At 62.5% G+C, this 25,005-nt stretch carries 24 protein-coding genes; 14 read left to right on the forward strand and 10 right to left on the reverse strand.

Going from position 1 to position 25,005, the window contains the following annotated elements; translation table 11 throughout:
• The first annotated feature begins 31 nt into the window (after positions 1-31).
• From GNZ12_RS23780 to GNZ12_RS23795, 4 genes are read left to right on the forward strand one after another with little or no spacing between them, the layout of a single operon-like run.
• On the forward strand, positions 32-1,522 hold the full coding sequence (locus tag GNZ12_RS23780) for an aldehyde dehydrogenase (protein WP_172314250.1): 1,491 nt from the start codon (positions 32-34) through the stop codon (positions 1,520-1,522).
• 26 nt (positions 1,523-1,548) lie between these two features.
• Positions 1,549-2,514, forward strand: coding sequence for a VOC family protein (locus tag GNZ12_RS23785; RefSeq protein WP_172314252.1), 966 nt, complete (start codon positions 1,549-1,551; stop codon positions 2,512-2,514).
• A complete protein-coding gene (locus GNZ12_RS23790) occupies positions 2,507-3,772 on the forward strand; it encodes an NAD(P)/FAD-dependent oxidoreductase (RefSeq protein ID WP_172314254.1) in 1,266 nt (421 codons plus the stop codon). Before GNZ12_RS23785 ends, GNZ12_RS23790 begins: the two co-directional genes overlap by 8 nt.
• A 24-nt stretch (positions 3,773-3,796) precedes the next feature.
• Positions 3,797-5,200: an MFS transporter gene (locus tag GNZ12_RS23795; RefSeq protein ID WP_172314256.1), complete on the forward strand. Its 1,404-nt coding sequence runs from the start codon at positions 3,797-3,799 to the stop codon at positions 5,198-5,200.
• A 194-nt stretch (positions 5,201-5,394) separates the two neighbouring features.
• On the opposite strand, the gene GNZ12_RS23800 is transcribed toward GNZ12_RS23795, so the two are convergent.
• The 3 genes from GNZ12_RS23800 to GNZ12_RS23810 form a co-directional block, all read right to left on the reverse strand.
• A complete protein-coding gene (locus GNZ12_RS23800; protein WP_172313896.1) occupies positions 5,395-7,134 on the reverse strand; it encodes an IS1634 family transposase in 1,740 nt (579 codons plus the stop codon).
• Between the two features lie 213 nt (positions 7,135-7,347).
• Positions 7,348-7,809 (reverse strand): GNAT family N-acetyltransferase, encoded by a 462-nt coding sequence (locus tag GNZ12_RS23805; protein WP_172314258.1) that lies wholly within the window; start codon positions 7,807-7,809, stop codon positions 7,348-7,350.
• Positions 7,810-7,859: 50 nt separating this feature from the next.
• Positions 7,860-8,129 carry a hypothetical protein gene (locus GNZ12_RS23810; protein WP_172314260.1) on the reverse strand — a complete coding sequence of 90 codons (270 nt, stop codon included), beginning with the start codon at positions 8,127-8,129 and terminating at the stop codon, positions 7,860-7,862.
• Between the two features lie 112 nt (positions 8,130-8,241).
• On the opposite strand from GNZ12_RS23810, the gene pdxR reads away from it, so the two are divergent.
• Positions 8,242-9,747, forward strand: a complete 1,506-nt coding sequence (pdxR, locus tag GNZ12_RS23815) for a MocR-like pyridoxine biosynthesis transcription factor PdxR (protein WP_172314261.1) — start codon at positions 8,242-8,244, stop codon at positions 9,745-9,747.
• On the opposite strand, the gene GNZ12_RS23820 is transcribed toward pdxR, so the two are convergent.
• The 3 genes from GNZ12_RS23820 to GNZ12_RS23830 all read right to left on the reverse strand — a co-directional run bounded on the left by GNZ12_RS23820 (position 9,744) and on the right by GNZ12_RS23830 (position 12,461).
• Positions 9,744-10,847, reverse strand: coding sequence for an NAD(P)/FAD-dependent oxidoreductase (locus tag GNZ12_RS23820; protein WP_172314263.1), 1,104 nt, complete (start codon positions 10,845-10,847; stop codon positions 9,744-9,746). The two genes, pdxR and GNZ12_RS23820, sit on opposite strands and share 4 nt — an antisense overlap.
• Positions 10,848-10,994: 147 nt before the next feature.
• A complete protein-coding gene (locus GNZ12_RS23825) occupies positions 10,995-11,198 on the reverse strand; it encodes a DUF3562 domain-containing protein (RefSeq protein WP_028195916.1) in 204 nt (67 codons plus the stop codon).
• Positions 11,199-11,396: 198 nt separating this feature from the next.
• Positions 11,397-12,461, reverse strand: coding sequence for a DMT family transporter (locus GNZ12_RS23830; protein WP_172314265.1), 1,065 nt, complete (start codon positions 12,459-12,461; stop codon positions 11,397-11,399).
• 159 nt (positions 12,462-12,620) lie between these two features.
• On the opposite strand from GNZ12_RS23830, the gene GNZ12_RS23835 reads away from it, so the two are divergent.
• The 6 genes from GNZ12_RS23835 to GNZ12_RS23860 all read left to right on the forward strand — a co-directional run bounded on the left by GNZ12_RS23835 (position 12,621) and on the right by GNZ12_RS23860 (position 18,890).
• Entirely contained in the window at positions 12,621-13,397 is a 777-nt protein-coding gene (locus tag GNZ12_RS23835) for a DUF1295 domain-containing protein (RefSeq protein WP_172314267.1), read from the forward strand.
• Between the two features lie 67 nt (positions 13,398-13,464).
• Positions 13,465-14,568: an SAM-dependent methyltransferase gene (locus tag GNZ12_RS23840; protein WP_172314268.1), complete on the forward strand. Its 1,104-nt coding sequence runs from the start codon at positions 13,465-13,467 to the stop codon at positions 14,566-14,568.
• 13 nt (positions 14,569-14,581) lie between these two features.
• Positions 14,582-15,181 carry a uracil-DNA glycosylase family protein gene (locus GNZ12_RS23845; RefSeq protein ID WP_172314270.1) on the forward strand — a complete coding sequence of 200 codons (600 nt, stop codon included), beginning with the start codon at positions 14,582-14,584 and terminating at the stop codon, positions 15,179-15,181.
• Between the two features lie 169 nt (positions 15,182-15,350).
• A complete protein-coding gene (locus tag GNZ12_RS23850; RefSeq protein ID WP_172314271.1) occupies positions 15,351-15,950 on the forward strand; it encodes a cytochrome b in 600 nt (199 codons plus the stop codon).
• Between the two features lie 58 nt (positions 15,951-16,008).
• A complete protein-coding gene (locus GNZ12_RS23855) occupies positions 16,009-17,460 on the forward strand; it encodes a glycosyltransferase family 2 protein (protein ID WP_172314273.1) in 1,452 nt (483 codons plus the stop codon).
• 191 nt (positions 17,461-17,651) lie between these two features.
• On the forward strand, positions 17,652-18,890 hold the full coding sequence (locus tag GNZ12_RS23860) for an aromatic ring-hydroxylating oxygenase subunit alpha (protein ID WP_172314275.1): 1,239 nt from the start codon (positions 17,652-17,654) through the stop codon (positions 18,888-18,890).
• Here GNZ12_RS23860 and GNZ12_RS45075 read toward each other — a convergent pair.
• A complete protein-coding gene (locus tag GNZ12_RS45075) occupies positions 18,863-18,994 on the reverse strand; it encodes a hypothetical protein (protein WP_268959048.1) in 132 nt (43 codons plus the stop codon). The genes GNZ12_RS23860 and GNZ12_RS45075 overlap by 28 nt on opposite strands.
• 48 nt (positions 18,995-19,042) lie before the next feature.
• Here GNZ12_RS45075 and GNZ12_RS23865 point away from each other — a divergent pair, with 48 nt between their 5' ends.
• On the forward strand, positions 19,043-20,032 hold the full coding sequence (locus GNZ12_RS23865) for an alpha/beta hydrolase (protein ID WP_172314277.1): 990 nt from the start codon (positions 19,043-19,045) through the stop codon (positions 20,030-20,032).
• Positions 20,033-20,396: 364 nt separating this feature from the next.
• Positions 20,397-20,813 carry a rubredoxin gene (locus GNZ12_RS23875; RefSeq protein ID WP_172314279.1) on the forward strand — a complete coding sequence of 139 codons (417 nt, stop codon included), beginning with the start codon at positions 20,397-20,399 and terminating at the stop codon, positions 20,811-20,813.
• A gap of 35 nt (positions 20,814-20,848) precedes the next feature.
• On the opposite strand, the gene GNZ12_RS23880 is transcribed toward GNZ12_RS23875, so the two are convergent.
• Complete coding sequence (locus GNZ12_RS23880; RefSeq protein ID WP_172314281.1) at positions 20,849-21,703, reverse strand: oxidoreductase; 855 nt, start codon at positions 21,701-21,703, stop codon at positions 20,849-20,851.
• A 57-nt stretch (positions 21,704-21,760) separates the two neighbouring features.
• A complete protein-coding gene (locus tag GNZ12_RS23885) occupies positions 21,761-22,690 on the reverse strand; it encodes a LysR family transcriptional regulator (RefSeq protein ID WP_172314283.1) in 930 nt (309 codons plus the stop codon).
• 112 nt (positions 22,691-22,802) lie between these two features.
• On the opposite strand from GNZ12_RS23885, the gene lysA reads away from it, so the two are divergent.
• Positions 22,803-24,044 (forward strand): diaminopimelate decarboxylase, encoded by a 1,242-nt coding sequence (gene lysA, locus GNZ12_RS23890; RefSeq protein WP_328806059.1) that lies wholly within the window; start codon positions 22,803-22,805, stop codon positions 24,042-24,044.
• 14 nt (positions 24,045-24,058) lie between these two features.
• On the opposite strand, the gene GNZ12_RS23895 is transcribed toward lysA, so the two are convergent.
• Positions 24,059-24,979, reverse strand: coding sequence for a LysR substrate-binding domain-containing protein (locus GNZ12_RS23895; protein ID WP_172314285.1), 921 nt, complete (start codon positions 24,977-24,979; stop codon positions 24,059-24,061).
• Positions 24,980-25,005: the final 26 nt, after the last annotated feature.

Raw genomic sequence — 25,005 nt, forward strand, 5'->3', positions numbered from 1 at the left:
TGATTAGCTGTAGCAAACCGGAACGACCGACATGACTCACTTCGATACCAGCCTCGTGCCCACCGGCGATATTTTCATCGGCGGCGAATGGCGGCAAGGGCGTGGCAACCCGTACAAAAGCCTGTATCCGGCGGATCAGTCGGTCAACATGGAAATCTCGACGGCCAATGCCGACGACGCCCGCGAAGCCGTGGAAGCCGCGGATATTGCATGGCGCAAGGCAGATTGGTCGGGTTTGAAGCCGCATCAGCGCGCGCTGATTCTGTACCGCATTGCCGATCTGATCATGTCGCGTCATGAAGCGCTCGCGCAATTGCAGCGCCGCGACAACGGTAAGCCGATTGGCGAAACGCGCGTGCTGGTGGCGAGCGCGGCGAACACGTTCCGCTACTTCGCTGCGTGCCTCGAAACGCTCGACGAAGAAGTCACGCCCTCGCGCGGCGACTATCTGACGATGAGCATTTACGAGCCGATTGGTGTGATCGCGGCCATTACGCCGTGGAATTCGCCGATTGCATCGGACGCACAGAAACTGGCTCCGGCACTGGCAGGCGGTAACGCAGTGGTGTTGAAGCCCGCTGAGGTGACGCCGTTGGCGTCGCTCGCATTGGCACGTATCTGTGAAGAAGCCGGCGTGCCGAAGGGCGTCTTGAGCGTGGTGCCGGGCAAGGGCTCGGTGATCGGCGACGTGCTGGTGCGCCATCCGTTGGTCAAGAAAGCGTCGTTCACGGGTGGCACGGAAGTTGGCCGTGGTATCGCGCGCATCGCTGCGGACAAGCTGATGCCGGTTTCGCTGGAACTCGGCGGCAAGTCGCCGACCATCGTCTTCGACGACGCCGATCTCGATCATGCCGTGAACGGCGTGCTGTACGGCATTTTCAGTTCGTCGGGCGAGGCGTGCATCGCGGGTTCGCGCCTGTTCGTGCAGCGCTCGATTTACGACGCATTCATGAAGCGTCTCGCTGAAGGCGCTCGCAAGTTGCGCGTCGGCGATCCGTCGCGTGCGGAAACGCAGATGGGTCCGCTCATTACCGCGGCGCATCGCGAAACCGTCGAACGTTACGTCGCATTGGGTCTGGAAGAAGGCGGCCGCCTGCTGTGCGGCGGCGAGCGTCCGGTCGGCGATGGCCGTGAAGCAGGCACCTACTTCCAGCCGACGATTCTCGAAGGCCTCACGAACGACGCCCGCATCTGCCAGGAAGAAATCTTCGGCCCGGTGCTGGTCGCCATGCCGTTCGACGACGAAGCGTCGCTGCTGAAAGAAGCGAACAATAGTGTGTTCGGCCTCGCCGCCGGCATCTGGACGCGCGATTACAAACGCGCTTACCGGATCGCCCGCGCGCTTGAGACCGGCACTGTGTGGATCAACACCTACAAGCTGTTCTCGATCTCGACGCCGTTTAGCGGCTGGAAGGAGAGCGGCATGGGACGCGAAAAAGGCCGTCTCGGCATCCGCGAATACATGCAACAGAAGAGCCTCTACTGGGGCTTGAACGACGCGCCGCTGGCGTGGGCGAACTAATACGCAAGATACGCAAGAGGCACGTTATGACGATTCTCGGCATTGAACAGATTATTTACGGTGTGACGGATCTTGCCACCAGTCGGCGGTTCTTCGCCGACTGGGGCCTTAAAGAAACCGCGCACGACGAAACGCATGCGCGCTTCGAAACGCTGAACGGCTGCACGATTCTCGCCGTCGATGCGAACGACCCGTCGCTGCCGCCCGCGTTCGAAGAAGGTCCGACGCTGCGTGAGGTGACCTGGGGTGTGGCAACCCAAGCCGAACTCGACGAACTGCGCGGCCGCTTTGCCGGTCAGCCGGGCCACTTCGAAACGGAAGACGCTGTGGGTTGTATCGATCCGAACGGCATGGCGATTCGCGTGGAAGTGACCCGCAAGCGTGCGCTCGATATTCACGGTTCGCCGTCGAACGTGTGGGGTCAGACGTTGCGCGTCGATCAACCTTCGCCGGTTTACGAACGTGCTGAACCGGTTGAAGTGGGTCACGTGGTGTTCTTCACGAATCAACTCGCGGCACAGGAAAAGTTTTACCAGGAACTGCTCGGCTTCGAAATGTCGGACCGTTATCCGGGCCGCGGTGCGTTCATGCGCTGCGCACCGCACGGCGGCCACCACGACATCTTCCTGCTGGCCTTGCCTGGCGGTAAGCGCGGTCTGAATCATGTCGCGTTCACCGTGCGCGATATCCATGAAGTGTTCGGCGGCGGCATGCACGTCAGCCGTTGTGGCTGGGATACGCAACTCGGTCCGGGGCGTCATCCGGTGTCGTCGGCGTACTTCTGGTACTTCCAGAATCCGGCCGGCGGCCTGATCGAGTACTACGCCGACGAAGACCAGCTCACACCCGAATGGCAGCCGCGCGATTTCGAACCGGGTCCGACCGTGTTCGCCGAATGGGCGATCGACGGCGGCATCGACGGCAATACGCGTCGCCAGAAAAACGCGAAGGCGCCGGAAGGCAAGTTCATGACGGAGCGGAAAAATGACTGACGCTGCAGCTGCAAAGGCGCAAGCCGCGCATGCCGGACTCGAAGCGCCACGCACGATCGTTGTGATCGGCGGTGGTCAGGCGGCGGGTTGGGTCGTGAAGACGTTGCGCAAGGAAGGTTTCGACGGCCGCCTTGTGATGATCGCCGACGAGATTCATTTGCCGTACGAGCGCCCGCCGCTGTCGAAGGCCGTGCTGGCTGGTGAAGCGGATATTGAAACCGTGCGCCTCGTGACGCCCGACGCTTTCGAAGCGCTGAATGTCGAAGCATGGCAACCGGATTACGCGACGTCGATCGATCGCGAACAGCGCATCGTGCGTACGCAGTCCGGTCGTGAAGTGCAATACGACCGGCTGGTGATCGCAACGGGCGGCGCGGCGCGCCGTTTGCCGGAATCGCTGGTGAAGACCTCGCACATCACCTATCTGCGTACGCTCGACGAAGCCGTCGTTTTGGGCGAACGCCTGCGTGCAAGCAAGCGCGTGCTGGTGGTCGGCGGTGGCTGGATCGGCCTCGAAGTCGCAGCCACGGCGCGCAAGCTCGGTGTGGCGGCGACGGTAGTGGAAGGCGCGCCGCGTCTATGCGCTCGCTCGTTACCGCCGATGGTGTCGGATTTCCTGCTGCAACTGCATCGTGCGAATGGCGTGGACGTGCGTTTGAACGTATCGCTCGTGTCGATCGCTGATCATCCGAACGACGCCAACCGTATTCGCGCAACGTTCGCCGATGGTTCCACATTGGACGCCGACTTCGCGGTCGCCGGCATCGGCCTCACGCCGCACACGGCGCTGGCCGAAGCTGCGGGTATCAAGGTGGAAGACGGCATCGTCGTCGATCATTTCGGTGCGACCGACGACCCGCGCATCTTCGCGTGCGGCGACGTCGCGAATCATCCGAGCGCGTGGTTGAAGCGCCGCGTGCGCCTCGAATCGTGGGCCAACGCGCAGAACCAGGCGATCTCGGTGGCGAAAGCGTTGCTCGGCACCTTCGAACCGTATGCGGACATCCCGTGGTTCTGGTCCGATCAATACGACGTCAATCTGCAAATCCTCGGCGACATTCCGGGCGGTGCGCAACTCGCTGTACGTGGTGATTTGCCGGGCAAACGCGCCACGCTTTTCCATCTGGAAGACGGCACGATTCGCGGCGTGATCGCCATCAACACGCCACGCGAACTGAAATTGTCGCGCAAGTGGATGAACCAAGGCCGCACCATCGACCTTGCCACCCTGACCGACGCCTCAACGGCGCTTGCCTAACCACATTACGGACGGCACCACGGCATGAGAACCATCGACAACACCATGGGGGACCGCAGCAGCGCCGGTGTCTCAGGCCCCGTGACCCGGGGTTCGATCATCGCGCGTCTTGAGCGCTTGCCGAAGAATGCGATGCAGGTGCGCGCGCGCATACTGATCGGTCTCGCGACTTTCTTCGACGGCTTCGACGTGATCGCCATCGCGGCCACGCTGCCGATCCTGATTGCGAAATGGCATCTGACGCCGTGGGAAATTGGCTTCCTGATCGGCTCCGGCTCGGTGGGGCAGTTGATCGGCGCGTTCGTGTTCCCATGGTACGCAGAGCGCAAGGGCCGCGTGAAAGCGATTGCGTTGAGCTCGGGGATCATCGGCATCACGAGTATTGCTTGCGGGTTTGCGCCGTCGTTTGCCGTGTTCGTCGCGTTGCGTGTGATTCAAGGGCTTGGGCTCGGCGGTGAATTGCCAGTGGCCGCGACGTACATCAACGAGATCAGCCGTGCACATGGCCGCGGGCGCTTCGTGCTGTTGTATGAGATCGTTTTCCCGGTTGGCCTGCTTGCATCGAACGCGTTGGGCGCATGGATCGTGCCGCGATTCGGTTGGCAAGCGATGTACTTCATCGGCGGCATGCCGTTGATCCTGTTCTTCGTGCTGCGCAAGCTGGTGCCGGAATCGCCGCGCTGGCTCGCCGAACGTGAGCGGATGGCCGACGCCGATGCCGCTGTGCATGCTTTCGAGCGCGTGGTGAAAGGTCCGCTGCCGCCGGTCGCCAATACGGCCGAGTTCGAAGCGATGGTCAATCGTCATCCGAAGCGCCGCATGAGCGATCTGTTCGGCCCGGCGTATCTGAAGCGCACGATGGCCCTGGCGATGCTGTGGATGACGTGCGGCTTCATTCAGTACGGTCTGTCGACGTGGCTGCCGACGATTTATCGCACGGTTTATCACGCGCCGTTGCAACTGGCGTTGAATCTGGCGGTGGCGGCTTCGGTGCTCGGGGTGGTGGGTTCGCTGACGTGTGCGTTGCTGGTCGATAAGGTGGGCCGCAAGCCGATTATCAATGTGTCGTTCCTGGCGTGTGCGTTGTCGTTGCTGCTGGCGGGTGTGTTTCACAACTCGTCGGTGTATGTGGTGGCGACGTGCTGCGCGTTCGCGCTCGGCTTCCTCGCTTGCGGCTTTATCACGGCCTATGTGTACACGCCGGAACTGTATCCGACCAGCATTCGCGCGATGGGTTGTGGTGTCGGCGGCGCGTGGCTGAAGGTGGCGGCGATTTTCGCGCCGGCTATCGTGTCGAAGACGATGATCGGTGGCAATCTGGATGTCGCGTTCTATATCCTTGCGGTTGTGCCGTTCATTGCGGCGATCGCAGTGCATTTTCTTGGTATTGAGACCAAGGGTAAGGTGCTGGAGCAGCTTGAGGCTTGATGTTTTTTAGCGTGTGAAGAGTTTGGTGGGCGGTTGATGTAGTACCGCAATGGCAGGGAGGCGAAGGGCGCACTGGGTGGTGCGCCCTTTGTTTTTTTGGACTGGCGCTTTGGACGCAACCCTAAACCGAACTTTGACCAGGCCGAAACATAAGCTATTGATTTCGCGCTGTTATGCGTGCGAAGGCGGGATGGTTACTGGGTACAGGCGGGGTTAACGTTCAGGAGGCGGAAGGCTTTTTCCTGAATGGGCGTGGGCCGCGTCGTCATGACGAGCCTGGCATCCGGATTGAGTGGCGTATGACAGACGTTGTACGCGAGCGTGGCCAGATCATCGAGCAAGGTGCGGAAGCTATGGACCGGCAAGCCGTCCTCGCCAAGCCTGGTCGCGTCCTTAGCTTTCGCCTGGTCCGAACGTCGTGCCTTGGCCACCGGCGACGCGCGGCTAGCGCGCGCCTGCTCGACATATTCATCGTCAAACAGCATCGGCTTTAACTTCTCGCGCATGTGCCACTCGACGTAGTAAGCGAGCATGCACAGAAAGACATGCGCGCGCACGCGCCCGGCGTTCCAATGGAATACCGGACGCACCTGCAGGTCGACCGTCTTGAGCGAACGGAAGGCCCGCTCCACGACTGCCAGGCCCTTGTAGGCCGTCACGGCCGCCTCGGCTGACAGAGCCGCTGCCGGCAGACTCGTACGCACCACATACAGACCATCAAGTGCTGCCTCCTGCTGGATCTGCACCGTCTTGCGCTCCCAGCTAAAGCTCGTGTCGGTGATGCTCAACTCGAAGTGCTTGGCCATCTTGAAGTGATCGATGACCCGGCCCACGCGCAAGGCAATCGCTTCGGTACCCTTGAGCCGGTTGCGCACGCGCGAGGTCGCTTCGGCTATCTTCATCAGCTCTGCTTCGGTGGCCTGCAGCAGCGCCTCGCGTTTGCGGCTGCGCTCCTCGGCCAACAGCGGATTGCGACACACGATGAGCCGCTCGCCGGGGAACGCGTCACTCGTCATCTCAAGCAGGTTGCGCTCATCGAACAGCGACGGCTGGAAGGGTCCCGTCTCCTGGGCGAGCGCGGCCATCTGCGGCGCGCGCAGGCTGCTCACCCAGTCCAGCCCGGCCGGGCGCAACACCGTGTCGATACGTGCCTGCGTGAGCATGCCCCGGTCGCCCACCCAGGCGAGCTTGTCGATCCCGTAACGGTCTTTGAGCTTCTCCACCTGAGATGCTACGGTCGCGGGATCGGCGGTGTTGCCGGCGAAGACTTCGACCGCCACCGGGATGCCCTCAGACGTGCAGACCAGCCCGAACACGATCTGCGGGTCGTCACGCTTGCCATCGCGGCTGTAGCCGTGCGCCGCGAGCTCGCAGCAGCGTCCGGTCACCCATGTCGAAGTGAGGTCGTAGAGCACCAGCGTACTACCGGCCAGATGCTGGCGGGCGAGGCGCTTCTCGATGCCCGCCTGAGCCTCTCCCAGCCAGTCGAGGGCGGCATAGACCTGCTCGAGGTCGACTTCCCCCAGCTCCAGCAGCCGCGACAGCGAGTGGGTCGCGGTCTCGTCGCGCAACATGCGATGGGTGGCGAGCTTGGAGGCGGGCGACACCACCCGCGCCACCAGCAGCGCCATGACCACCGAGCGCACCGCGGCGGGTGCGGTGGCGAACCACTGCTCGGCGCCGCAGGCGCGCGCCGCGCCGAGCACCGCGGCCACATGCCCGTGCGGCAGGCTGCGCTCGATCACGAAGGCATCATCGACCGAGGATACGGCGACACCGCCGCGTAGCAGGACCTTCAAGCCCTCGATTACCTCGGCGGGAAGCGACGAGAGGTTGGCCAGGGTGCGCTTCCTGACCTTGTTGCCGTCACGATAGGACTCGCGCAGCAGGATTGCGGGTGGCGAGTTGCGGTTGGGGACGTGTTCGATGTACATGAACACGAATAAAAGCAAAGCATGCGCGAAAAATCAAGGTGATAATGTGAATTACATGGCTACATAGGACTACTAAAAAATTGCCGAACCCTACAACTGATGCGGGTTCCAGCAATTTCAGAAGCTAAAGCTGGGCCTAAAGCGGCACGCCGCGCGTGGTGGCGGCGCGAGGAGGGGAGTCGAACGTCTGCTATGCGAGCGTGTTGTTCGACGTTACAACGCCTTGCGGTACACCACGAAGCCGGAGTGCTCCGCGACCTTGTCATACAGCTTCATCGCCGTGTGATTCGTCTCATGCGTTTGCCAGTAGACCCGCTGCAAACCGTCAGCCTTGGCCCGCGCGTACACCGCTTCGATCAGCGCACGGCCGACGCCTTTGCCGCGCTCCGCCTCCAGCGTGTAGAGATCTTGCAGATAACACGTAGGCGCGATCATGGTGGTGTGACGGTGATACAGGAAGTGCACGAGGCCGAGCAACTGGCCGTTGCGTTCGGCGACCAGCGCGTGCATCGGCTCGTAGCTGTCGAAGAAACGCCCCCACGTGACCTGCGTGATCTCGCGCGGCAATGCCGTTTCGCCCGAACGGCCGTAGAACGCGTTGTAGGCGTCCCACAGGGGCAGCCAGGCGTCGAAGTCGGCGGGCGTCACGGGGCGGATTTGAATCGTTTCGGACATGGGTGTGGCTCCTTGTGTAGTGATGGTTACGGCCAAACGGATCGTCGCGGCTAAGGCTGAGTCGAACAGGCGTAGACGGCCGCGCTAAACGCCTGTTCGCGGTCTTCTTCGGCGGCGGGCGTCGCGGCACCTGCGCCGGCTGCGCTACCGCGCTGCTCCAGACTTGCGTTCACGCAGGCATCCAGGTTTGCGCGTGCGGTTGCCGCGGGCTCGAGCAGCCCATAGGCATAAGCCGCGCACGCCAGCGCCACGCACCCCTTCACTGCAGCGCCATAGCTCGGGCGTGCTGTGGCGATGTCGCGTGCAGACGTGTGGTTCATCGCATCGGCCTCTCTGGCAGTTTCAATGGTGGCGACTCCGGAACCGTCAGGATATGAAATTTGTGGCACCATTGTTAGTTCCACAATGCGACCAGAATTTGGAGCCACGAATTTGGACTACGGCCTGTTGATGTCGAACGTCGAGCGCGCAATGGGTGGGCGCAAGCTCACGCAGCAGGACTTGCTCTACGAAAGTCTGCGCCGTGCGATCCTCGATGGCGATATCCGCAACGGCAGCCGGCTTCTTGCTACGCGAGCGCTCGCCGAACAATTGGGCATTGCGCGCAACTCGGTGCTCTACGCCTATGAACGGCTCACCGACGAGGGCTTCATCACGGCGAGCCGGCATGGTTCCATCGTCAGCATGGTGAGCGGTTCCGGTACTTCGAACTCCGCAGCAAGCGGCGGCGCGCAGACGCCTGAAAATCGCCTGTCGCGCCGCGTCGCCGATCTGCCGCGCGAGCGCACGAGCCCTGACGACCCCACGCCGTTTCGTCCCGGCGTGCCCGCGCTCGATGAATTTCCGCTCGCGCAATGGCGTGCCTCAATGGAGCGGGCATGGCGCTCAGTCGAACCGCGCGAACTCGGTTACGGCAACAACGCCGGTCACCCGGCATTGCGCCGCTCGATTGCGGAATACGTGCGCGTCTCGCGCGGTGTGCGGTGTTCGGCGGAGCAGGTGTTTATTACCTCGGGAACGCAGGCGAGTCTTGATCTATGCGCGTGCATGCTGGCCGACCCCGGCGACAGCGTCTGGGTCGAGGACCCCGGCTATCACGGCGCAAAGGCTGCGTTTCAGGCCGCTGGTTTGCACCTGGTGCCGATTCCCGTCGATGCCGCCGGCATGGCGCCGACGCCCGATCACTGGGACCAGACGCCGCCACGCCTGATGTACATCACGCCCTCACATCAATATCCGCTCGGCAGCGTGTTGAGCCTTGAGCGGCGCTGGTCGATCATCGAGAACGCCGTGGCGCGCGGCGCCTGGATCATCGAAGACGACTACGACAGCGAACTGCGCCACAGCGGTCCGCCGTTGCCGTCGATCCAGGGCCTCGCGGCCGACACGCCGGTGATTTACCTCGGCACCTTCAGCAAGACGATGTTTCCGGCGCTGCGGATGGGCTTTATGGTCGTGCCGGCGCACCTCGTTGCCGATATCGACGAGGCGCTCAGCGAAATTGCGCGGCAAGGGCGTGTGGCGGAACAGATCGCGTTGGCTGATTTCATCGATAGTGGGAAATATGCGCGGCATCTGCGGCGCATGCGGCGTCTTTATCAGCAGCGCCGCATCGCCCTGGTGAATGCGATCGAGCGGCATATGGGCGACCTGGTGACGGTTTCGTCCGACGGCGGCGGCATCCATCTGACGATGCGGCTCGATGCACCGCTGCACGACCAGGATGTGAGCGCCGTTACACGCGAGCACGGTTTGCATATCGCGGCGCTCAGTGCATTTTGTCAGCCGCCTGCTCAAGACGCCGCGCACTACAACGGCTTCATGCTGGGCTATGCGGGTATCAAACCGCACGAAACAGACGCGCTGGTGGTCCGGCTCGCCGCCGTGGTGCGCGAACTGGACCGCGAACGTCGTATTGTTGTGAAGAAAGAAGGCTAGTCCGCTTCCGCTCTGAGCCAACGCGCGAGCATGGCGTCGTCATCGGTATCCAGCGCTTGCGCGACTCGGCGTCCGACTGCCGCGCCGAACTTATAGCCGTGGCCCGAGCATGCCGATACCACCAGCGTGTTGCCGATGCGCTTCGAGAAAAAACGGCTGTCCGCAGTAAAAGTGTAGATGCAAGTTTTTACTTCGGTAACCGTATATTCGTCGACGCGGCTGAGCGGCGGTGAAAACAAGCGGCGCAGACTGTCGCCTTCTCCGGGCGCGGCGACACGATTGGCGTCAGGATCGGGTGCACGTGATTTGTGCACGCCGGCGCCGAACTTCAGGCCAATGCCGTCGCTCGGCGGTAACACGTAGCCGCCACTGTCGCCGCCGATATCGACGATAGCGGGTGCATTCGACCATGCGTCCGCCAGATCCGCAGGCGGCTCCATATAGGCAACCGCGTTGCGATAAGTCACCAGATTTTCGGCGAGCGAGGGGAACAGTTGCAGCGTCCACGCGCCGGCAGCGATAACGAGCCGGTCGGCGCGAATGATGGTGTCGTCCTCGATGCGCACGGAGGCCGCGTGCGCATCGACTGCGAGCACCTTGGCGTGGGTACGGATCTCGGCGCCGCGCATCTTGAGCCACGCTTTCATGTCGTGTGCGATGCGTTCGCTGAACAGCGCGCCGCCTTCGTGATCGAGGTACGCGTAGCGAAACGTGGCGGGATCGAGAAACGGATAACGCTCGGCCGCTTCGCGCGGGTCGAGCCGGTCATAGTCGAATTTCATCCGGTCGAGGCCGGCGCGGTATAGCTCGGCGTCATCGCCTTCGCGTTGCGAAATGCCGAGCACGCCGCAGTTTGCATAGTGGGATACGCCCAGGTCATTCCACAGCAGATCCCAACTGTCGAACGCTTCGGCCATGCCGCGTGCATAGCCGTCGGCATCGCCATATGCGCGACGGATCATGCGATGGCGGTCGCCCGAGGCGGCGAGTGGATTCGGAATCGAGCCCTGCTCGATCAATGTGATGTCGTGTCCCAGCTTCGCGAGCGACCACGCTGTGCTCAAGCCGGCAATACCCGCGCCTACGATTGTCACGCGCATGCCATCTTCCCCCGAGTCGATGTATCCGGGTCAGAGTCTAGCAGTGGGAAAAATAAATCGGTACGCGTTCTAGTGAATCGCCACGCAATCCAGCGGGGTCGATCCTACGTGCTACCCAACAGGCGGTGGTCTCCGCGCGCCGCCGTATCAGTGTTTGTGCTTCGACGTATGGCGCAGTTTGTCGCGTACCTTCTTCGCGGCGAACAGCGGCACGTAATCGAACACACGCGCTTCGTGCCGGTAGTCGGCCAGTGTGTCTGCATACATCTTCGAGACCGTCTCTGTAGGCGTGTCGGTTTCCTCTGCGATGCTTCTCACCACTTCGTCGACATTAGGCTCGGGTTGGGACATAGAACTCTCCAGGGCAAGCGGGGTGGACAAGCGGATTGCCAGGCGGGGTTGCCAGGAACGGGCGCGCACGACAGGAGTTTCATTAGAGGATGCGATCCGCCGCGATGCCAATTGAATCGATCTATCGTATGAACCGTCCCACAGAGATTTTTGTCTTGCGCTGCAGCAGGCGCCCGCACTACGCGGTGATACGAGAAATCAATGCGTATGCCGGTGATGAATATCTGGGAAATGCGCGTGCGCATGCGTGATCGGCGCGTGGGAGTGCGGATGGGTGTGCGGTTCGTCGCCGTCCCACGCGAAATCGTGCTCGTGCTGGTGATGCGCGTCGTGCCGGTGGCGATGCGTGTGGTCCAGCGGCTGGTGCGTGTGCGGATGCTCGTGACGTTCGCGGATGTGCAGCCAGACACCCAGCGCCATCAGGGCAGCGGCCACCCAGAACAGCGGCGGCGGCATCTCCGGCCACAGCAGCCACGACAAGGTCACGCCAAATAGTGGCGCGACGGAGAAATAAGCGCCAGTACGCGCGGTGCCGAGATTGCGCAGCGCGACGACGAACAGCACGAGACTGACGCCGTAGCCCGCGAACCCCGTCAGCATGGCGAGCGCCACGGTCGTGGCCTTGGGCCACGCGGCGCCAAGGGTGAGCGCGAGCGTCACGTTGACCGAACCGGCCACGAGCCCTTTTATGCAGGCAATGAACATGGCGTCGTGAGTCGACACCTTGCGCGTGAGGTTGTTGTCGACCGCCCAGCACGCGCAGGCGCCGGCCAGCAGCAGCGTGCCGGGCGGCAGGCCGGCCGCGCCGGGCTGCCACGACAATGCCACGCCGCCCGCGACGATCGCGGCCATGCCCAGGAACACCTGAATGTCGACGTTCTCACGAAACACGATCCACGCAATCAGCGCGGTAAACACGCCTTCGAGATTCAGCAGCAGCGAACCGGTGGCGGCCGGCGTCGTCTTCAGACCCAGCATCAACAGCGCCGGGCCTGCGACACCGCCGGCCACGATCGCGCCGGCGAGCCACGGGACCTCGCGCAGCGGGAAGCGGTTGTGACTGACTGGCTGCCCTTGCGCGTGACCTTTCAGGCGGCGCGCCAGAATGAGGGCGGCAAGGCCGGTGCCGCTGCCGAGATAGAACAGTCCGGCCAGCAGAAACGGCGACAGCGACCCCAGTAGCGCCTTGGCGAGCGGGGTGGTCGCACCGAACAAGGCGGCGGCGAGCAGGGCGGTGAAAGCTGCGTTGAAGCGAGTAGACATGAGTGGAAGATTCGGTGAGTGCTGGCGTTGCCGACACGATACCGCTATCGGGCCGCGAACGCCTAACTCCGCTGAACAGGCGTGCAGACCGGAAATCCCCGCCGCATCCGATCGCGCCCTTACAGCGTATAACTTGCATCGCCGTTGAAAGAGGCTCCCATGCCGCCACTTGCCGCCGCTCTGATCGCCCTGGTTGGGCTCGTCGTGATCTTCAGCGCCGTTTGGGCGTGGCAATTGAAGACCGCGAACGCCGGCATGGTCGACCCGGTCTGGGCCTATTCGCTTGGCCTGGTCGCGGTGCTGTACGCCCTGCTCAGCAACGGCGACCCGGTGTCACGTGCACTGACTGCGCTGGGCGGTCTGGGTTGGGGCGCGCGGCTCGGCACGCATCTGTGGAAACGCAATGCCGGCAAGCCCGAGGACGCGCGCTATCGCCGCTTCCGTGAAGAATGGGGCGACAAGGCCGCCAGCAAGATGTTCTGGTTTTTCCAGGTGCAAGTCGCGGTCTCGATGTTGCTGTCGATCGCATTCCTGGTGCCGTCGTACCGGAGCAGTCCAGTAGCCATCGGCTGGATCGTGCTGGCGGTCGTGCTGTGGATCGTCTCGGTAGCCGGCGAAGGCACAGCGGACCGGCAACTCAAGCGCTTCGCGCAGGATCAGGCCAATCACAACACCGTGTGCCGCGTCGGCTTGTGGCGCTACTCGCGGCATCCGAACTACTTCTTCGAATGCGTCCATTGGCTCGCTTATATCGCGTTGTCGATCGGTACGCCGTGGGCCTGGTTCACGTTGTTGCCGCCGGTGCTGATGGCGTTTCTGTTGCTGAGGTTCTCCGGCATTCCACTGCTCGAAGAAAGCATGGCTAAACGGCGTGCCGGTTACGCCGAGTACATGCGCACTACCAGCGCGTTGATTCCGTGGCCGCCACGGCATTGAGATGAGTCGGCCAAGGCGCGTGCGAATGGTCGGAAAAATCCAGAACAAACGATAGGGAGTCAGCCTCATGAGCCTTTCCACCACCGGCCACACGATGCCGTCACCGTCGCCCGCTGAGCCGGGTGACGGCTGGTTGATCCAGTGCTGCGAACGCGGCTGGCTGCCCGACAGCCTGATCCGTTTCGGCATGCGTCAGCTGATGCCCCAGCGTTTGCGCGACGAAGGAAACGACAACGGTGAGTTGCGCGCGCAACGGCTCAACCGTCTACTGGACGACTTGCGCGCGAGTCCGATTGCCATCGAGACCCAAGCGGCCAACACGCAGCATTACGAGGTGCCGGCGTCGTTCTTCCATGCGCATCTCGGACCGCATCTGAAGTATTCGTGCTGTTTGTACCCGACCGGCAATGAGACGCTCGCGCAAGCCGAAGTCGCGATGCTCGAGCGGTATGCCGAACGCGCGGAACTGGCCGACGGTCAGCAGATTCTCGATCTCGGTTGCGGGTGGGGCTCGCTGTCGTTGTGGCTGGCGGCGCGTTATCCGCGCGCACAGATCGTCGCACTATCGAATTCGCATGGACAGCGCGCGTTTATCGAGGCGCGTGCTGCGGAGCGCGGCTTGCACAACCTCTCGGTGGTCACGGGCAATGTCGTCGATTTCGAATTCGACGGAGCGCAGCTTGGTGGCGGTTTCGATCGCGTGGTGTCGATCGAGATGTTCGAGCATATGAAGAACTACGGGCTGCTGCTCGGCAAAATTTCACGCTGGATGCGCGACGAGGCGAAGCTGTTCGCGCATATCTTCGTGCATCGCACGCTGGCGTATCACTTCGAGGTGCAGGACGGTAGCGACTGGATGTCGAAGTACTTTTTCACGGGTGGCACGATGCCGTCCGAGGCGCTGTTGCTGAACTTCCAGGACGATCTGCGGATGGAGCGTCAGTGGTGGGTGAGCGGCACGCATTACGAGCGCACGGCGAATCATTGGCTCGTCGCCCTCGATGTGGCGCGTGATCGCGTGATGCCAACGCTCGTGGATACGTATGGCGCGCGCGATGCGGCTGTGTGGCTTCAGCGGTGGCGGATGTTCTACATGGCCGTGGCCGAGTTGTTCGGCTACGCGAACGGGAATGAGTGGGGCGTGGGACACTATCGGTTTGTGAAGCGCTAATCCGCGCCAAGGTATGACCGCAAGGAAGCAAATTTTACTGAACACGTTATTGCACGACATTCGCGCCTGTACGGTGTGCGCGCCGGTGCTGCCGCATGCGCCGCGGCCGGTCGTTGTGGCATCAACTGATTCGCGCATTCTGATCATCGGCCAGGCGCCCGGTGCACGCGTGCATGCTTCAGGTATTCCATGGAGCGATGCGAGTGGTGCACGTTTGCGCAACTGGCTCGCGGTCTCCGACGAGACCTTCTACGACGCCTCGAAATTCGCGATCGTGCCGATGGGTTTCTGCTTTCCGGGCAGAGGCGCGAGTGGCGATTTGCCGCCGAGGCCCGAATGCGCCGCGCATTGGCATCAGGTGTTGCTCGCTCAGTTGCGCGAGGTGCGGCTCACGTTGCTGATTGGCCAATACGCTCAGCGTTTTGGTCTCGGCGACGCGTTCGGGCCGACGCTAACCGATACACTGCTGCGCTGGCGAGAATTCGGCCCCAACGTGGTGCCGCTTCCGCATCCCTCGCCGCGCAATATTGCCTGGTTCAAACGCAATCCGTGGTTCGAAGCGGAGGTGTTGCCGACGCTGCGGACGCGGGTTGCCGTAGCGCTCCAGGCATGATTTGCCGCGCGCGGTCGAAATAATCTGAAACACATCGCTAAGCGCCTGGCGGAATAAAACGTCACACTAATGCGTTTGCCTTATGCCAGCGGCGCGACCGGGCCTGCTCCGGCATGGCCGAATTTTCAAACAGCTTTCGCCAGAAAACCATTTGCAGACGGAACGACCTATGAACACCCACGCCGATCCCCTGACCGATTCGACCAGCACGCCGCTGGCGTCGCGCTATACCCGCACGGCGATCACGCTGCACTGGCTGATCGCGCTGCTGATGATCGGCAATGTCGTGCTCGGCCTGACCGCCGAATCATGGCCCGATGATTGGGTGCGTCCGGTCGTCGATACCCATAAGTCGATCGGCATCACCGTGCTCGGTCTCGCGCTGCTGCGCATCTTGTGGCGCGTGTCGCACAAGCCGCCGCCGTTGCCGCGCGAGTTTCCCTCGTGGGAGAAGATCGCCGCGCATGTCGCCCATTTCCTGCTGTATTTCTTGATGATTGCGCTGCCGCTGTCCGGCTGGCTGCACGATTCCGCGTGGAAAGATGCGGCCACGCATCCGATGCGCCTGTTCAACCTGTTCCCCTGGCCGCGCATCGGCTATGTGATGAATCTCGATCCGGTGCTCAAGGAGACCTTGCACGATCGCTTCGGCGCCTTGCATACGTCGCTCGGCTACGCGCTGTATGCGCTGCTGGCGATGCATATCGGCGGCGCGTTGAAGCACCAATGGATCGATCGCAAGTCGGTTCTGAAACGCATGGTGCCGTAAGCACCGTCACGCTACTTTCGATCTAATAACCGCACCACCGACGGACTCAGCAGTCATTTTGAAGAAAACTCTGGAACAGGCGCTCGCCCTCGCATCCCCGCGCATTCTGCCGCGTCCCACTACGCTGCTGAGCACGTTGATTCATTTCAGCGTCGTCGTGTTGTGGCTGCTGCTGTTCGCGCGCGCGTTCTTTCTGCAAGGCGTGGTGGCGTGGTCGACGGGGATTGCGTACGTCGTGTACGACACGTTGCTGCTCGCGTTCGTCACGTGGAAAACGCTGCCGCTGATGCGGCCCACGCCGCCGCTCGAGCCTGACTTCGACGCGCGCAGCTTGCCGAGCATGGGGGTGATCGTCGCCTCGCATAACGAGGCGACGGTGTTGCCGGTCACGCTCGCTGCGCTGCTACGCCAGACGCATGGCCCGGCGCAGATCGTGATCGCCGACGACGGTTCCACCGATGCCACCCAGGCGCTGCTCACCGAACGCTTCGGCCTGGCTGCCGCAGCCGACGGTGTACTGAGCGCACCGAGTTCGCTTTACCCGAATCTTTACTGGCTGCGCGTGCCGCATGGCGGCAAGGCCCGTGCGCTGAACGCCGCCATCACGGTCATGACGACCGACACCGTCATGACCGTCGACGCCGACACGCTGCTCGACGACGACGCCACCTATGCGATGCGCGCCGCCTTCGCGAGCGAGCCGAAACTGGTCGCGGCGGCCGGCATTCTGGTGCCGGTCTGCGGCAAATCGGTTTCGGGCCGCGTATTCCAGTGGTTCCAGACCTATGAGTACATGCGCAACTTCATCGCCCGCTTTGCATGGATGCGCGCCGACAGTCTGCTGCTGATTTCAGGTGCCTTCGCGTCGTTCAAGCGCGACGCGCTGGTCGACGTGGGCGGCTTCGATCCGCAGTGCCTGGTTGAAGACTACGAACTGATTCATCGGCTGCGCCGCTACTCGGTGGATCATGGTCTCGGCTGGGACGTGCGCGTGGTCGGCGACGCTCATGCGCATACCGATGCGCCGGACAACCTCGGCAGTTTCCTGCGGCAGCGCCGCCGCTGGTTTGCGGGCTTCCTGCAAACGCAATACTGGAACCGCGACATGACCGGCAATCCGCGCTACGGCACGATGGGCATGCTGATGCTGCCGGTCAAGGCCATCGATACGATGCAGCCGATCTACGGGCTGACCGCCTTCGCGCTGCTGCTCGGCTTTCTGTTCGACGGGCATGGCGCGATCGTCGTGTCGATTTTCAGCGTGATCGGCCTCAAAACGGCAATCGACCTCGCGTTCTATCTGTGGTGTATCCATCTGTACCGCCGCTGGACCGGCAAGCGCACCGGTTCCAGTTTGTGGATGGCCGTGCTCGCGGCAATCGCCGAGCCGTTCACGTTCCAACTGGTGCGGCATATTGGCGCCTTGCTCGGCTGGCTGCATTTCCTGCGTGGCGGCCGTTCATGGGGCGTGCAACGCCGCTCCGGCCTCGTGACGCACGACGAAAGTTAGCAGCCGATCGCCTTATTTGACGCGCGTAGGGTGGCAGACCGGCGCGGTTGCGCCCATGAGCGGCAGAGTGGGGCATGGCATGCTATCGGCGGAACCAGGCCGCTTCGGGTTCGAGTAGACTGTACGGCGATGTCGGCCCGCGAATTGCAGGGCGGCAACCTTCTATCCGCTCGTGCACGGAGGCTCCACTTATGCATGCTGTTCCCCCGCTCGAACAAGACACCGTCGAAGCGCCGGCCGATGCGTCGCCTGCTCATGCCGCCGCGCAAACCAACGCCCCAACCGCCGCGATTGCACACACGCCAGATCAGGCCGCCCACAGCGCGCCGGTGCGCGATCTGCGCCGCGTCGGCATTCACCCCGACTACTGGTATCCGCTCGCGTGGTCGCATGAAGTGAAGCGAAGCAAGACGCATGGTGTGACGTTCGCGGGTGAGCCGATCGTGCTGGCGCGCACGGAGTCAGGCAAGGTGTTCGCGCTCGAAGATCGTTGCGCGCATCGTCAGGTGCCGTTGCATCAGGGCGTAGTGGACGGCGAATCGATCCGCTGCGGCTATCACGGCTGGACCTACGACTGTTCGGGCACGTGCATCGACGTGCCGTATCTGGGCCGCGATCGTCTGCCGAACGGCGTGCGGTCTTATCCGTGCCGCGAAGTTGAAGGCCTGATTTTCGTGTTTCCCGGCGATGCTGCTTTGGCCGAAGAACGGCCGCTCCCCGCGTTCGGGTCCGTATCCGACAAGAAGTACAAGACGCGCCGTTTCGGTCGTCCGGTGAGTTGCCACTATTCGTTCATGCACGAGAACCTGATGGACATGAACCATCAGTTCCTGCACCGGCGGCAGATGGGTCAGATGCGCGCACGTTCGCTGGGCCGGCGGCGCGGCGAAGGCTGGGTCGAGGTCGATTACACGTTCGCGCGCATGGCCGGCCAGCAGCCGATCGGCGAAGCGATCGTGTTCGGCCAGAGCCGCAAGACGGGCGGCGAGAACGACAAGGACGTGATGACGATCCGCACCGAGTATCCGTATCAGACGCTGCAGATCCGCACGTCCGAACAGACGCTGGTGATGGATCTGTGGATCGTCTACGTGCCGCTCGATCGCGAGCAACGCACTAACCGCACGTTCGGCCTGCTGTCGATTCGCAAACCGGGTATTCCCGGCGTGCTCAATCTCGCGTGGCCGCTCCTCGTGTGGTTCACCGAACGCATCTTCAAGGAAGACCGCGAAATCGTGGAAGCCGAACAGCGCGCGCACGACTCGCAAGGCTCGGACTGGAATCACGAGGTGTTTCCGGTCATCAACGAATTACGCGCCTTGCTGCGCGAGAGTGGCGCGCCGGATCACGTCGTGGGTGCCGGTACCGGCGGCGGCGCGGTGATCCGCTTCTGGGATTCGCGTCACGGCAACCCGTTGTCGAATACCTGATATTCGAGTCTTTTGGCGCCGCGCAGGGCCGTAAAATCGTCGGCGACGATGAGCGGCGGGCCGGCGGCGCCGGCTATAACAAGACGCATAAGGCGCAGGCTCATCGATCGGTCAATCCAAAATCATAATGAATCGCGTGAGGGGTCCAGTCGATGAGTACCGAACTGCATGCAGTGATGCCGGTTGTCGTGTTCTGTGCGGGCCTCGCCATCATGGCGGTGGCGCTTTGGAAGGGCGGCCCCAAACAGCCGCCGCCACTCGCGTCGATCAACGAGCCTTTCAAGTCGGTCGATACTTCCGATTTACCTCCCGTTGAACGCTACACCGCACGCGACAAGGCGGCGCTCGCGTATCGGCGCTATGCGAGCCGGTTGACGCGGCTGCGAGGCAGCGTCGTGCTGATTCACGGTTCGTCGGCGAGTGGCGTGAGCCTGCATACCTTGGCGAAGGCGCTTGCTGCGGCCGGGTACGAGGTCTACGTACCCGACATCCGCGGGCATGGCGACTCAGGCAAGAAAGGCACGATCGCGTATATCGGCCAGCTCGAAGACGATCTGAGCGACTTTCTCGATGCGGTACAACCGGCTGGACCGCGTACGCTGGCCGGCTTCTCGGCGGGTGGCGGTTTCGCGCTGCGGTTCGCGGGGGATGCGCGGCAGCTGGCATTCGACCGCTACGTGCTGCTTGCGCCGTTCATTCATCAGGGCGCGCCGACCACGCCGCCTTCCGTCGGCGGGTGGGTGAATGTCGGGTCACCACGCGTGATCGTGCTGGTGATCCTCAACAAGCTGCACATCACGCTGTTCAATCACCTGCCGACCGTGGCCTACGCCCTGTCGCCTGAGGCGGCGGCCAAGCTCGCGCCGCAGTACTCGTACAACCTGATGCAGAACTTTCGTCCGCATGAGGATTACCGCGCGGATATCCGCGCGATGCGGCAGCCGGTTGAAGCGCTGGTTGGCGCGGATGACGAGGCGTTTCACGCCGAGAAATTTGCCCAGGTCTTTGCGGAAGCGGGGCGTGTAGTGCCGGTTACGATCGTGCCTGGCGTGGCGCATATCGCGTTGACGCTCGATGCGGCCGCCGTCGCCGCGATTGTAGCGGCGGTGTCTGAGCATGCCGGCGAGGTGGCTCTTTCGTAGGCTGGCTTTCTGCCCGGTGGGGAATGAATCCATCTCCACCCGGTAGGGAATTCAGGCCGGTCGAGCAGCGATAATGGCATCTAACACACGCCGGTTTGCGCCATTCGAGATGCGCCGGCCTCCGACCCGTGTACCATTTCGCTTTTTCCGATCTTTAAGAACGCCCCGTGACTACGCAACAACTCCCCACCGCATCCCGTAAATCCCTCACTCTGTTGCAATTGCTGGGCCTCATCGGCGCCGCCGGACTGATTGCCGCCATCGTGCTGAATCAGTTCGTCTAACCCCCGCCACAAGCCCTCGCTTCAAGCATCCGACCCTATGCCGGCGCTCGCCGCCGGCTTCATCGACATTCCGATTTGCCATGTACAAGAAGGGCGTAGCCGTAGAAATCCAGTTTTCTCCCGAACGGCTCAACGACGGCGCCGGCGATCCGTACTGGATCGATTTGACGCAGGTTGAAGCGCAACGGCTGCTGGAAAGTCTGCAGGCACGCCTGGCTGAAAGCAGCGTGGGCACCGCCGCGCCGTTGGTGGTGAGCCTCGATGAGACGCCGGCGTCGCAAGCGGTCGCTGCGCCGCAGGCGGCGGTAGGCAGCGCGGCCTCGGCGAACGACTTCAAACAATGGGTCTGCGTGATTTGTGGCTGGATCTACGATGAAGCCGCCGGCGTGCCGGAAGAAGGCATTGCGCCGGGCACCTGCTGGGCAGATGTCCCGGCCGACTGGCGTTGCCCACTGTGCGACGTGGGCAAGGAAGATTTTGCGTTGGTCGAGTTTTAGGCCCGGCTGCGCGCCGGATTACTTGGCGGCCGGTCTTAGCCCGCTCCTTCCGGGAAATCCGCGCCGACCGTGGTGGCCTCCCATGCATCGAAGTCGCCGCGCATGAAGTCCAGCTTCTTGCGCGCCAGCTCAAGCGCCACCTTGCCGAGCAGCAAACGCAGCGGCGGTTTGTCCGATAGAGCGGCGTCGATGATCGCCTGAGCGGCGCGTACCGGATCGCCCGCCTGTTTGCCGCTGCGCGCCTCTGTCTGCATGCGGCGCTCGCCGGCCGTGGCGGCGTAGTCGTCGATTACCGTCGCCGATTGCTTGATCGATGGCCCTGCCCAATTCGTGCGGAACGGGCCGGGTTCGACGATCAATACGTCGATGCCGAGCGGTTTGACCTCCGTCGCGAGCGATTCGGACAGGCCTTCCACCGCATACTTGGTGGCATGGTAATAGCCGGTCGCGGCGAAACTGGTGATGCCGCCAATCGACGACACATTTACGATCAAGCCACTGTGCTGCTCACGCATGATCGGCAGCACCGCCTTCGTCATATCGACCAGACCGAACACGTTGGTCTCGAACATGGCGCGGACCTCGTCGTCCTCGCCTTCTTCGATCGCGGCCAGATAGCCGTAACCCGCGTTATTCACGAGCGCATCGATGCGCCCGAAACGCTGCCTGGCTTGCGTGACCACGTCGTCGATCTGCTGGCGGTTCGTCACGTCGAGCGGCAGAACCAGCGCGCGGTCGCCGTGTGCTTCGGCGATATCTTTCACTTTCGACGGGTCGCGGGCGGTAACCACCGCGCGCCAGCCGCGCTCCAGCACCAGCTTGGCTAATTCGCGGCCAAAGCCAGTGGAACAGCCTGTAATCAACCAGACGGGGTTGTCTCGATTCATCATGTGGGAAGCTCCTGTTGATGGACCAACGTGGCGCGGCTTGATCGTCGAACAGCGCCTTTACTGCTGCTTACGTCTTGTGTGGGTTTTCAATTGTAGTCGTAGCGCGGCGGCCTCGCTTTGCAGCGCTTCGACGAACGCATCGGCCAGCGGATGGCTCGGACGATGCTCCGGATGAACCACGCTCACGCGGAACGGCAACGACACAGCGAGCGGCCGGATATGCAGATTGCGCCCCGCGAAATCCAACGCGGTAAGCGGATTGACGATGGCCACGCCGAGGCCTTGTCGCACGAAACTGCAAACGGAGACGGCGGTAGGAGTCTCGATCATCTGGCGGCGCGCGATGCCCGCTTGCGCGAAGGCTTCGTCGATTTGAATCCGGTACGGATCGTTCGACGAGAGGCTGATGAATGGCTGATTCGCGAAGTCCTTCCACTCGATCACACGCTTTGCGAGCAATGAATGCCCATCGGGCAGCACGCAGACTTCGTCCACTTCGAGCAACGGTGTCAGGCGTGTTCCGGCGGGCGGCGCGCCGTGTTCGGTCAAGCCAAGGTCGTAGCGCTGCGCGGTCAGCCATTCTTCGAGGAACGGCGATTCCTGCGTCGCGATCGAGAGGCTTACGCCGGGCTGTGCATCGTGAAAACGTTTCGATGCACCGGGCAGGATCGAGTGCGAAAACGCCGGTAACGCGATGATGGAAAGCTGGCCACCCTGAAATTCGCGCAGGCTCGCCGCTGTGGACGCTACCCGTTCGAGCCCGATATACGCGCGCTTGATTTCATCGAACAGCGTCAACGCGGACATCGTTGGGCGCAATCGGCCGTGCACGCGTTCGAACAGGGCAAAGCCGATGATGAGTTCCATGCGCGCAAGTTCGCGGCTTACCGTGGGCTGTGAGGTGAAGAGCATCTCGGCCGCTTTGGTGACGCTGCCTGCCGTCATCAATGCGCGGAAGACTTCGATATGTCGATGAGTGAGCGCCATGGTGTCTATATCAGAAATGAATATGGTAGCGAAGAATAGGTATTTTACTGAATTATCGATTCTCAGCATCATGTTGCTCATACCTATGCTTCGATATCGAGAGCCGAAAACCGTGACCACTTTCAATCCACAGCAACTCGTTGAACTCGCGCGTCAGTACGGCACGCCCCTGTGGGTCTACGACGCCGACGTGATCCGCCAACGTATCGCCGAATTGCGCAGCTTCGACGTGATCCGTTATGCGCAGAAGGCGTGCTCGAACGTGCATATCCTGAAGCTGATGCGAGACGAAGGGACGATGGTCGATGCTGTGTCTTTAGGCGAAATCACCCGCAGTCTCGCGGCGGGTTTCACGCCGGATGGCGATCCCGAGGGCGTGGTTTTTACGGCGGATCTCGTCGATCACGCGACGCTGGCCACCGTGATCGAGCACCGCATCACGGTCAACGCTGGGTCGCTCGATATGCTTGAACGTGTTGGACAGCATGCGCCTGAAGGTCACCGCGTGTGGCTGCGGATCAATCCCGGTTTCGGCCACGGACACAGCAATAAAACCAACACGGGCGGCGAGCATAGCAAGCACGGCATCTGGCTCGACGACGTGCCGCTGGCGATCGCCATGGTGCGCCGTTACGGTCTGAAGCTGGTCGGATTGCACATGCATATCGGCTCCGGCGTCGACTACACCCATCTATCGCGCGTGTGCGATGCGATGGTCGAAGCGGTGCAAGGCTTGGGGCACGATATTGAAGCGATTTCGGCTGGCGGCGGTTTGTCGGTGCCGTATAGCGAAGGTGAACCGCGGATCGACGTCGAACATTATTTCCGTCTCTGGGACGCGGCGCGGCGGCAGATCGAAGCGCATCTCGGGCATCGAGTGAGACTGGAAATCGAGCCAGGGCGCTTTCTGGTCGCGCAAGCAGGTGTGCTGGTCGCCGAGGTGCACGCGCTGAACCGGCGGCCGAGCCGGCAGTTTGCTTTGGTCGATGCGGGCTTTAATGATCTGGTGAGGCCGTCGTTTTACGGCAGCCATCATGAGATGTCGGTGGTAAAAGGCAATGGCTTGCCGAGCGAAGCGCTGGTTGGCGTTTTCGCGGTGGCCGGGCCGTTGTGCGAAGCGGGCGATGTGTTTACGCAGGAGGCGGGTGGTGTCGTCACGAGCCGTGCCATGCAGACGCCTGAAGTGGGGGACTTCATCGTGTTTCACGACGCGGGTGCATATGGCGCGTCGATGTCATCGAACTACAACAGTCGGCCGCTGGCGCCTGAGGTGTTGCTGGAGAATGGCACGCCGCGGTTGATCCGGCGTAGGCAGACCATCGAGGAGTTGATCGCGCTCGAAACGCTAAATTGATTCTGCCCCAGCGCTTATCGCGCACGCACCGTGCGCATGTACGACGCGATCATTGTTGCGAGTTCCTGCGCGGCGGGCGTGACGGGAATCGCCGCGCGCTGCAGCAGGCACACGTTCTGTTCGACCGCGCGCTCGCGCACATTGATCGACGTGAGGGTGCTCGCAAACGGCCCGCGTTTCGCGACGATCGACGCCTCCAGCGACAGGCAGTCCGTCGCGCTAACCAGATGCAGCGTCTCGTACAGACCTTCCACTGTCGCGATGATTCTCGGCGGCGGCAAGCCGTGACTCTCCAACAGATGACTCAGGCGGTTGATCTGCGGATCGTCGGTGAGATTCGGCGAGCGCGTCGCCACCCACGTGCAATCGGCAAGCTCGGCAAGCGAGGTCGCGCGCGCTTTCGGATGACCGCGACGGCAGACGATCACCGGATCGGACGGATAGAGCGGCGTGACGGACAGATCGGCCGTGTCGGTATGTTTCGACACGAGCGCGACGGCGAAATCGAGCGTGCCTTCGCGAATCCACGAAATCATCATCCGCGAGGTGCCGGTGCGCAAATGCACCGCGACCCGCTCGAAGCGCGCGCGGAATTCCATTAGCACCGGCGCGAAGGCGTCGACGAGCGGCTCGGTGGTCATGCCGAACGTGACCTGGCCCGCGTAGTCGCCGCGCAATTGCTGCACTTCCTGTTCGGCCCGCTCGCATTCGCCGAGAATCGCGCCGGCACGCTGCAACAAGCGTTGGCCCAGCGCGGTCAACGCGATCCCGCGGTTCGTGCGGGTGAATAAGGTCGCGCCCAGCATCGATTCGAGGTTCTGCAACTGCTGCGTGATGCCGCTCTGAGCGATGCCGAGCGCCCGCGACGCCGCGCGAATGCTGCCGTGCTCGGCAACGGCGGTGAACGCGCGTAGCTGGGAGATCGTCAACGCCATGAGGAGTCTCTGTGATCGGTAAAAGT

The organism is Paraburkholderia solitsugae (assembly GCF_013177695.1).
In the GTDB taxonomy this organism is placed as follows: domain Bacteria; phylum Pseudomonadota; class Gammaproteobacteria; order Burkholderiales; family Burkholderiaceae; genus Paraburkholderia; species Paraburkholderia solitsugae.

Excerpts from the sequence above, each read along its gene's own strand:
- GNZ12_RS23780 (WP_172314250.1), top strand. The coding sequence starts at position 32 with ATGACTCACTTCGATACCAGCCTCGTGCCCACCGGCGATATTTTCATC.
- GNZ12_RS23785 (WP_172314252.1), top strand. The coding sequence starts at position 1,549 with ATGACGATTCTCGGCATTGAACAGATTATTTACGGTGTGACGGATCTT.
- GNZ12_RS23790 (WP_172314254.1), top strand. The coding sequence starts at position 2,507 with ATGACTGACGCTGCAGCTGCAAAGGCGCAAGCCGCGCATGCCGGACTC.
- GNZ12_RS23795 (WP_172314256.1), top strand. The coding sequence starts at position 3,797 with ATGAGAACCATCGACAACACCATGGGGGACCGCAGCAGCGCCGGTGTC.
- GNZ12_RS23800 (WP_172313896.1), bottom strand. The coding sequence starts at position 7,134 with ATGTACATCGAACACGTCCCCAACCGCAACTCGCCACCCGCAATCCTG.
- GNZ12_RS23805 (WP_172314258.1), bottom strand. The coding sequence starts at position 7,809 with ATGTCCGAAACGATTCAAATCCGCCCCGTGACGCCCGCCGACTTCGAC.
- GNZ12_RS23810 (WP_172314260.1), bottom strand. The coding sequence starts at position 8,129 with ATGAACCACACGTCTGCACGCGACATCGCCACAGCACGCCCGAGCTAT.
- GNZ12_RS23820 (WP_172314263.1), bottom strand. The coding sequence starts at position 10,847 with ATGCGCGTGACAATCGTAGGCGCGGGTATTGCCGGCTTGAGCACAGCG.
- GNZ12_RS23825 (WP_028195916.1), bottom strand. The coding sequence starts at position 11,198 with ATGTCCCAACCCGAGCCTAATGTCGACGAAGTGGTGAGAAGCATCGCA.
- GNZ12_RS23830 (WP_172314265.1), bottom strand. The coding sequence starts at position 12,461 with ATGTCTACTCGCTTCAACGCAGCTTTCACCGCCCTGCTCGCCGCCGCC.
- GNZ12_RS23835 (WP_172314267.1), top strand. The coding sequence starts at position 12,621 with ATGCCGCCACTTGCCGCCGCTCTGATCGCCCTGGTTGGGCTCGTCGTG.
- GNZ12_RS23840 (WP_172314268.1), top strand. The coding sequence starts at position 13,465 with ATGAGCCTTTCCACCACCGGCCACACGATGCCGTCACCGTCGCCCGCT.
- GNZ12_RS23845 (WP_172314270.1), top strand. The coding sequence starts at position 14,582 with ATGACCGCAAGGAAGCAAATTTTACTGAACACGTTATTGCACGACATT.
- GNZ12_RS23850 (WP_172314271.1), top strand. The coding sequence starts at position 15,351 with ATGAACACCCACGCCGATCCCCTGACCGATTCGACCAGCACGCCGCTG.
- GNZ12_RS23860 (WP_172314275.1), top strand. The coding sequence starts at position 17,652 with ATGCATGCTGTTCCCCCGCTCGAACAAGACACCGTCGAAGCGCCGGCC.
- GNZ12_RS45075 (WP_268959048.1), bottom strand. The coding sequence starts at position 18,994 with ATGAGCCTGCGCCTTATGCGTCTTGTTATAGCCGGCGCCGCCGGCCCG.
- GNZ12_RS23865 (WP_172314277.1), top strand. The coding sequence starts at position 19,043 with ATGAGTACCGAACTGCATGCAGTGATGCCGGTTGTCGTGTTCTGTGCG.
- GNZ12_RS23875 (WP_172314279.1), top strand. The coding sequence starts at position 20,397 with ATGTACAAGAAGGGCGTAGCCGTAGAAATCCAGTTTTCTCCCGAACGG.
- GNZ12_RS23880 (WP_172314281.1), bottom strand. The coding sequence starts at position 21,703 with ATGATGAATCGAGACAACCCCGTCTGGTTGATTACAGGCTGTTCCACT.
- GNZ12_RS23885 (WP_172314283.1), bottom strand. The coding sequence starts at position 22,690 with ATGGCGCTCACTCATCGACATATCGAAGTCTTCCGCGCATTGATGACG.
- GNZ12_RS23895 (WP_172314285.1), bottom strand. The coding sequence starts at position 24,979 with ATGGCGTTGACGATCTCCCAGCTACGCGCGTTCACCGCCGTTGCCGAG.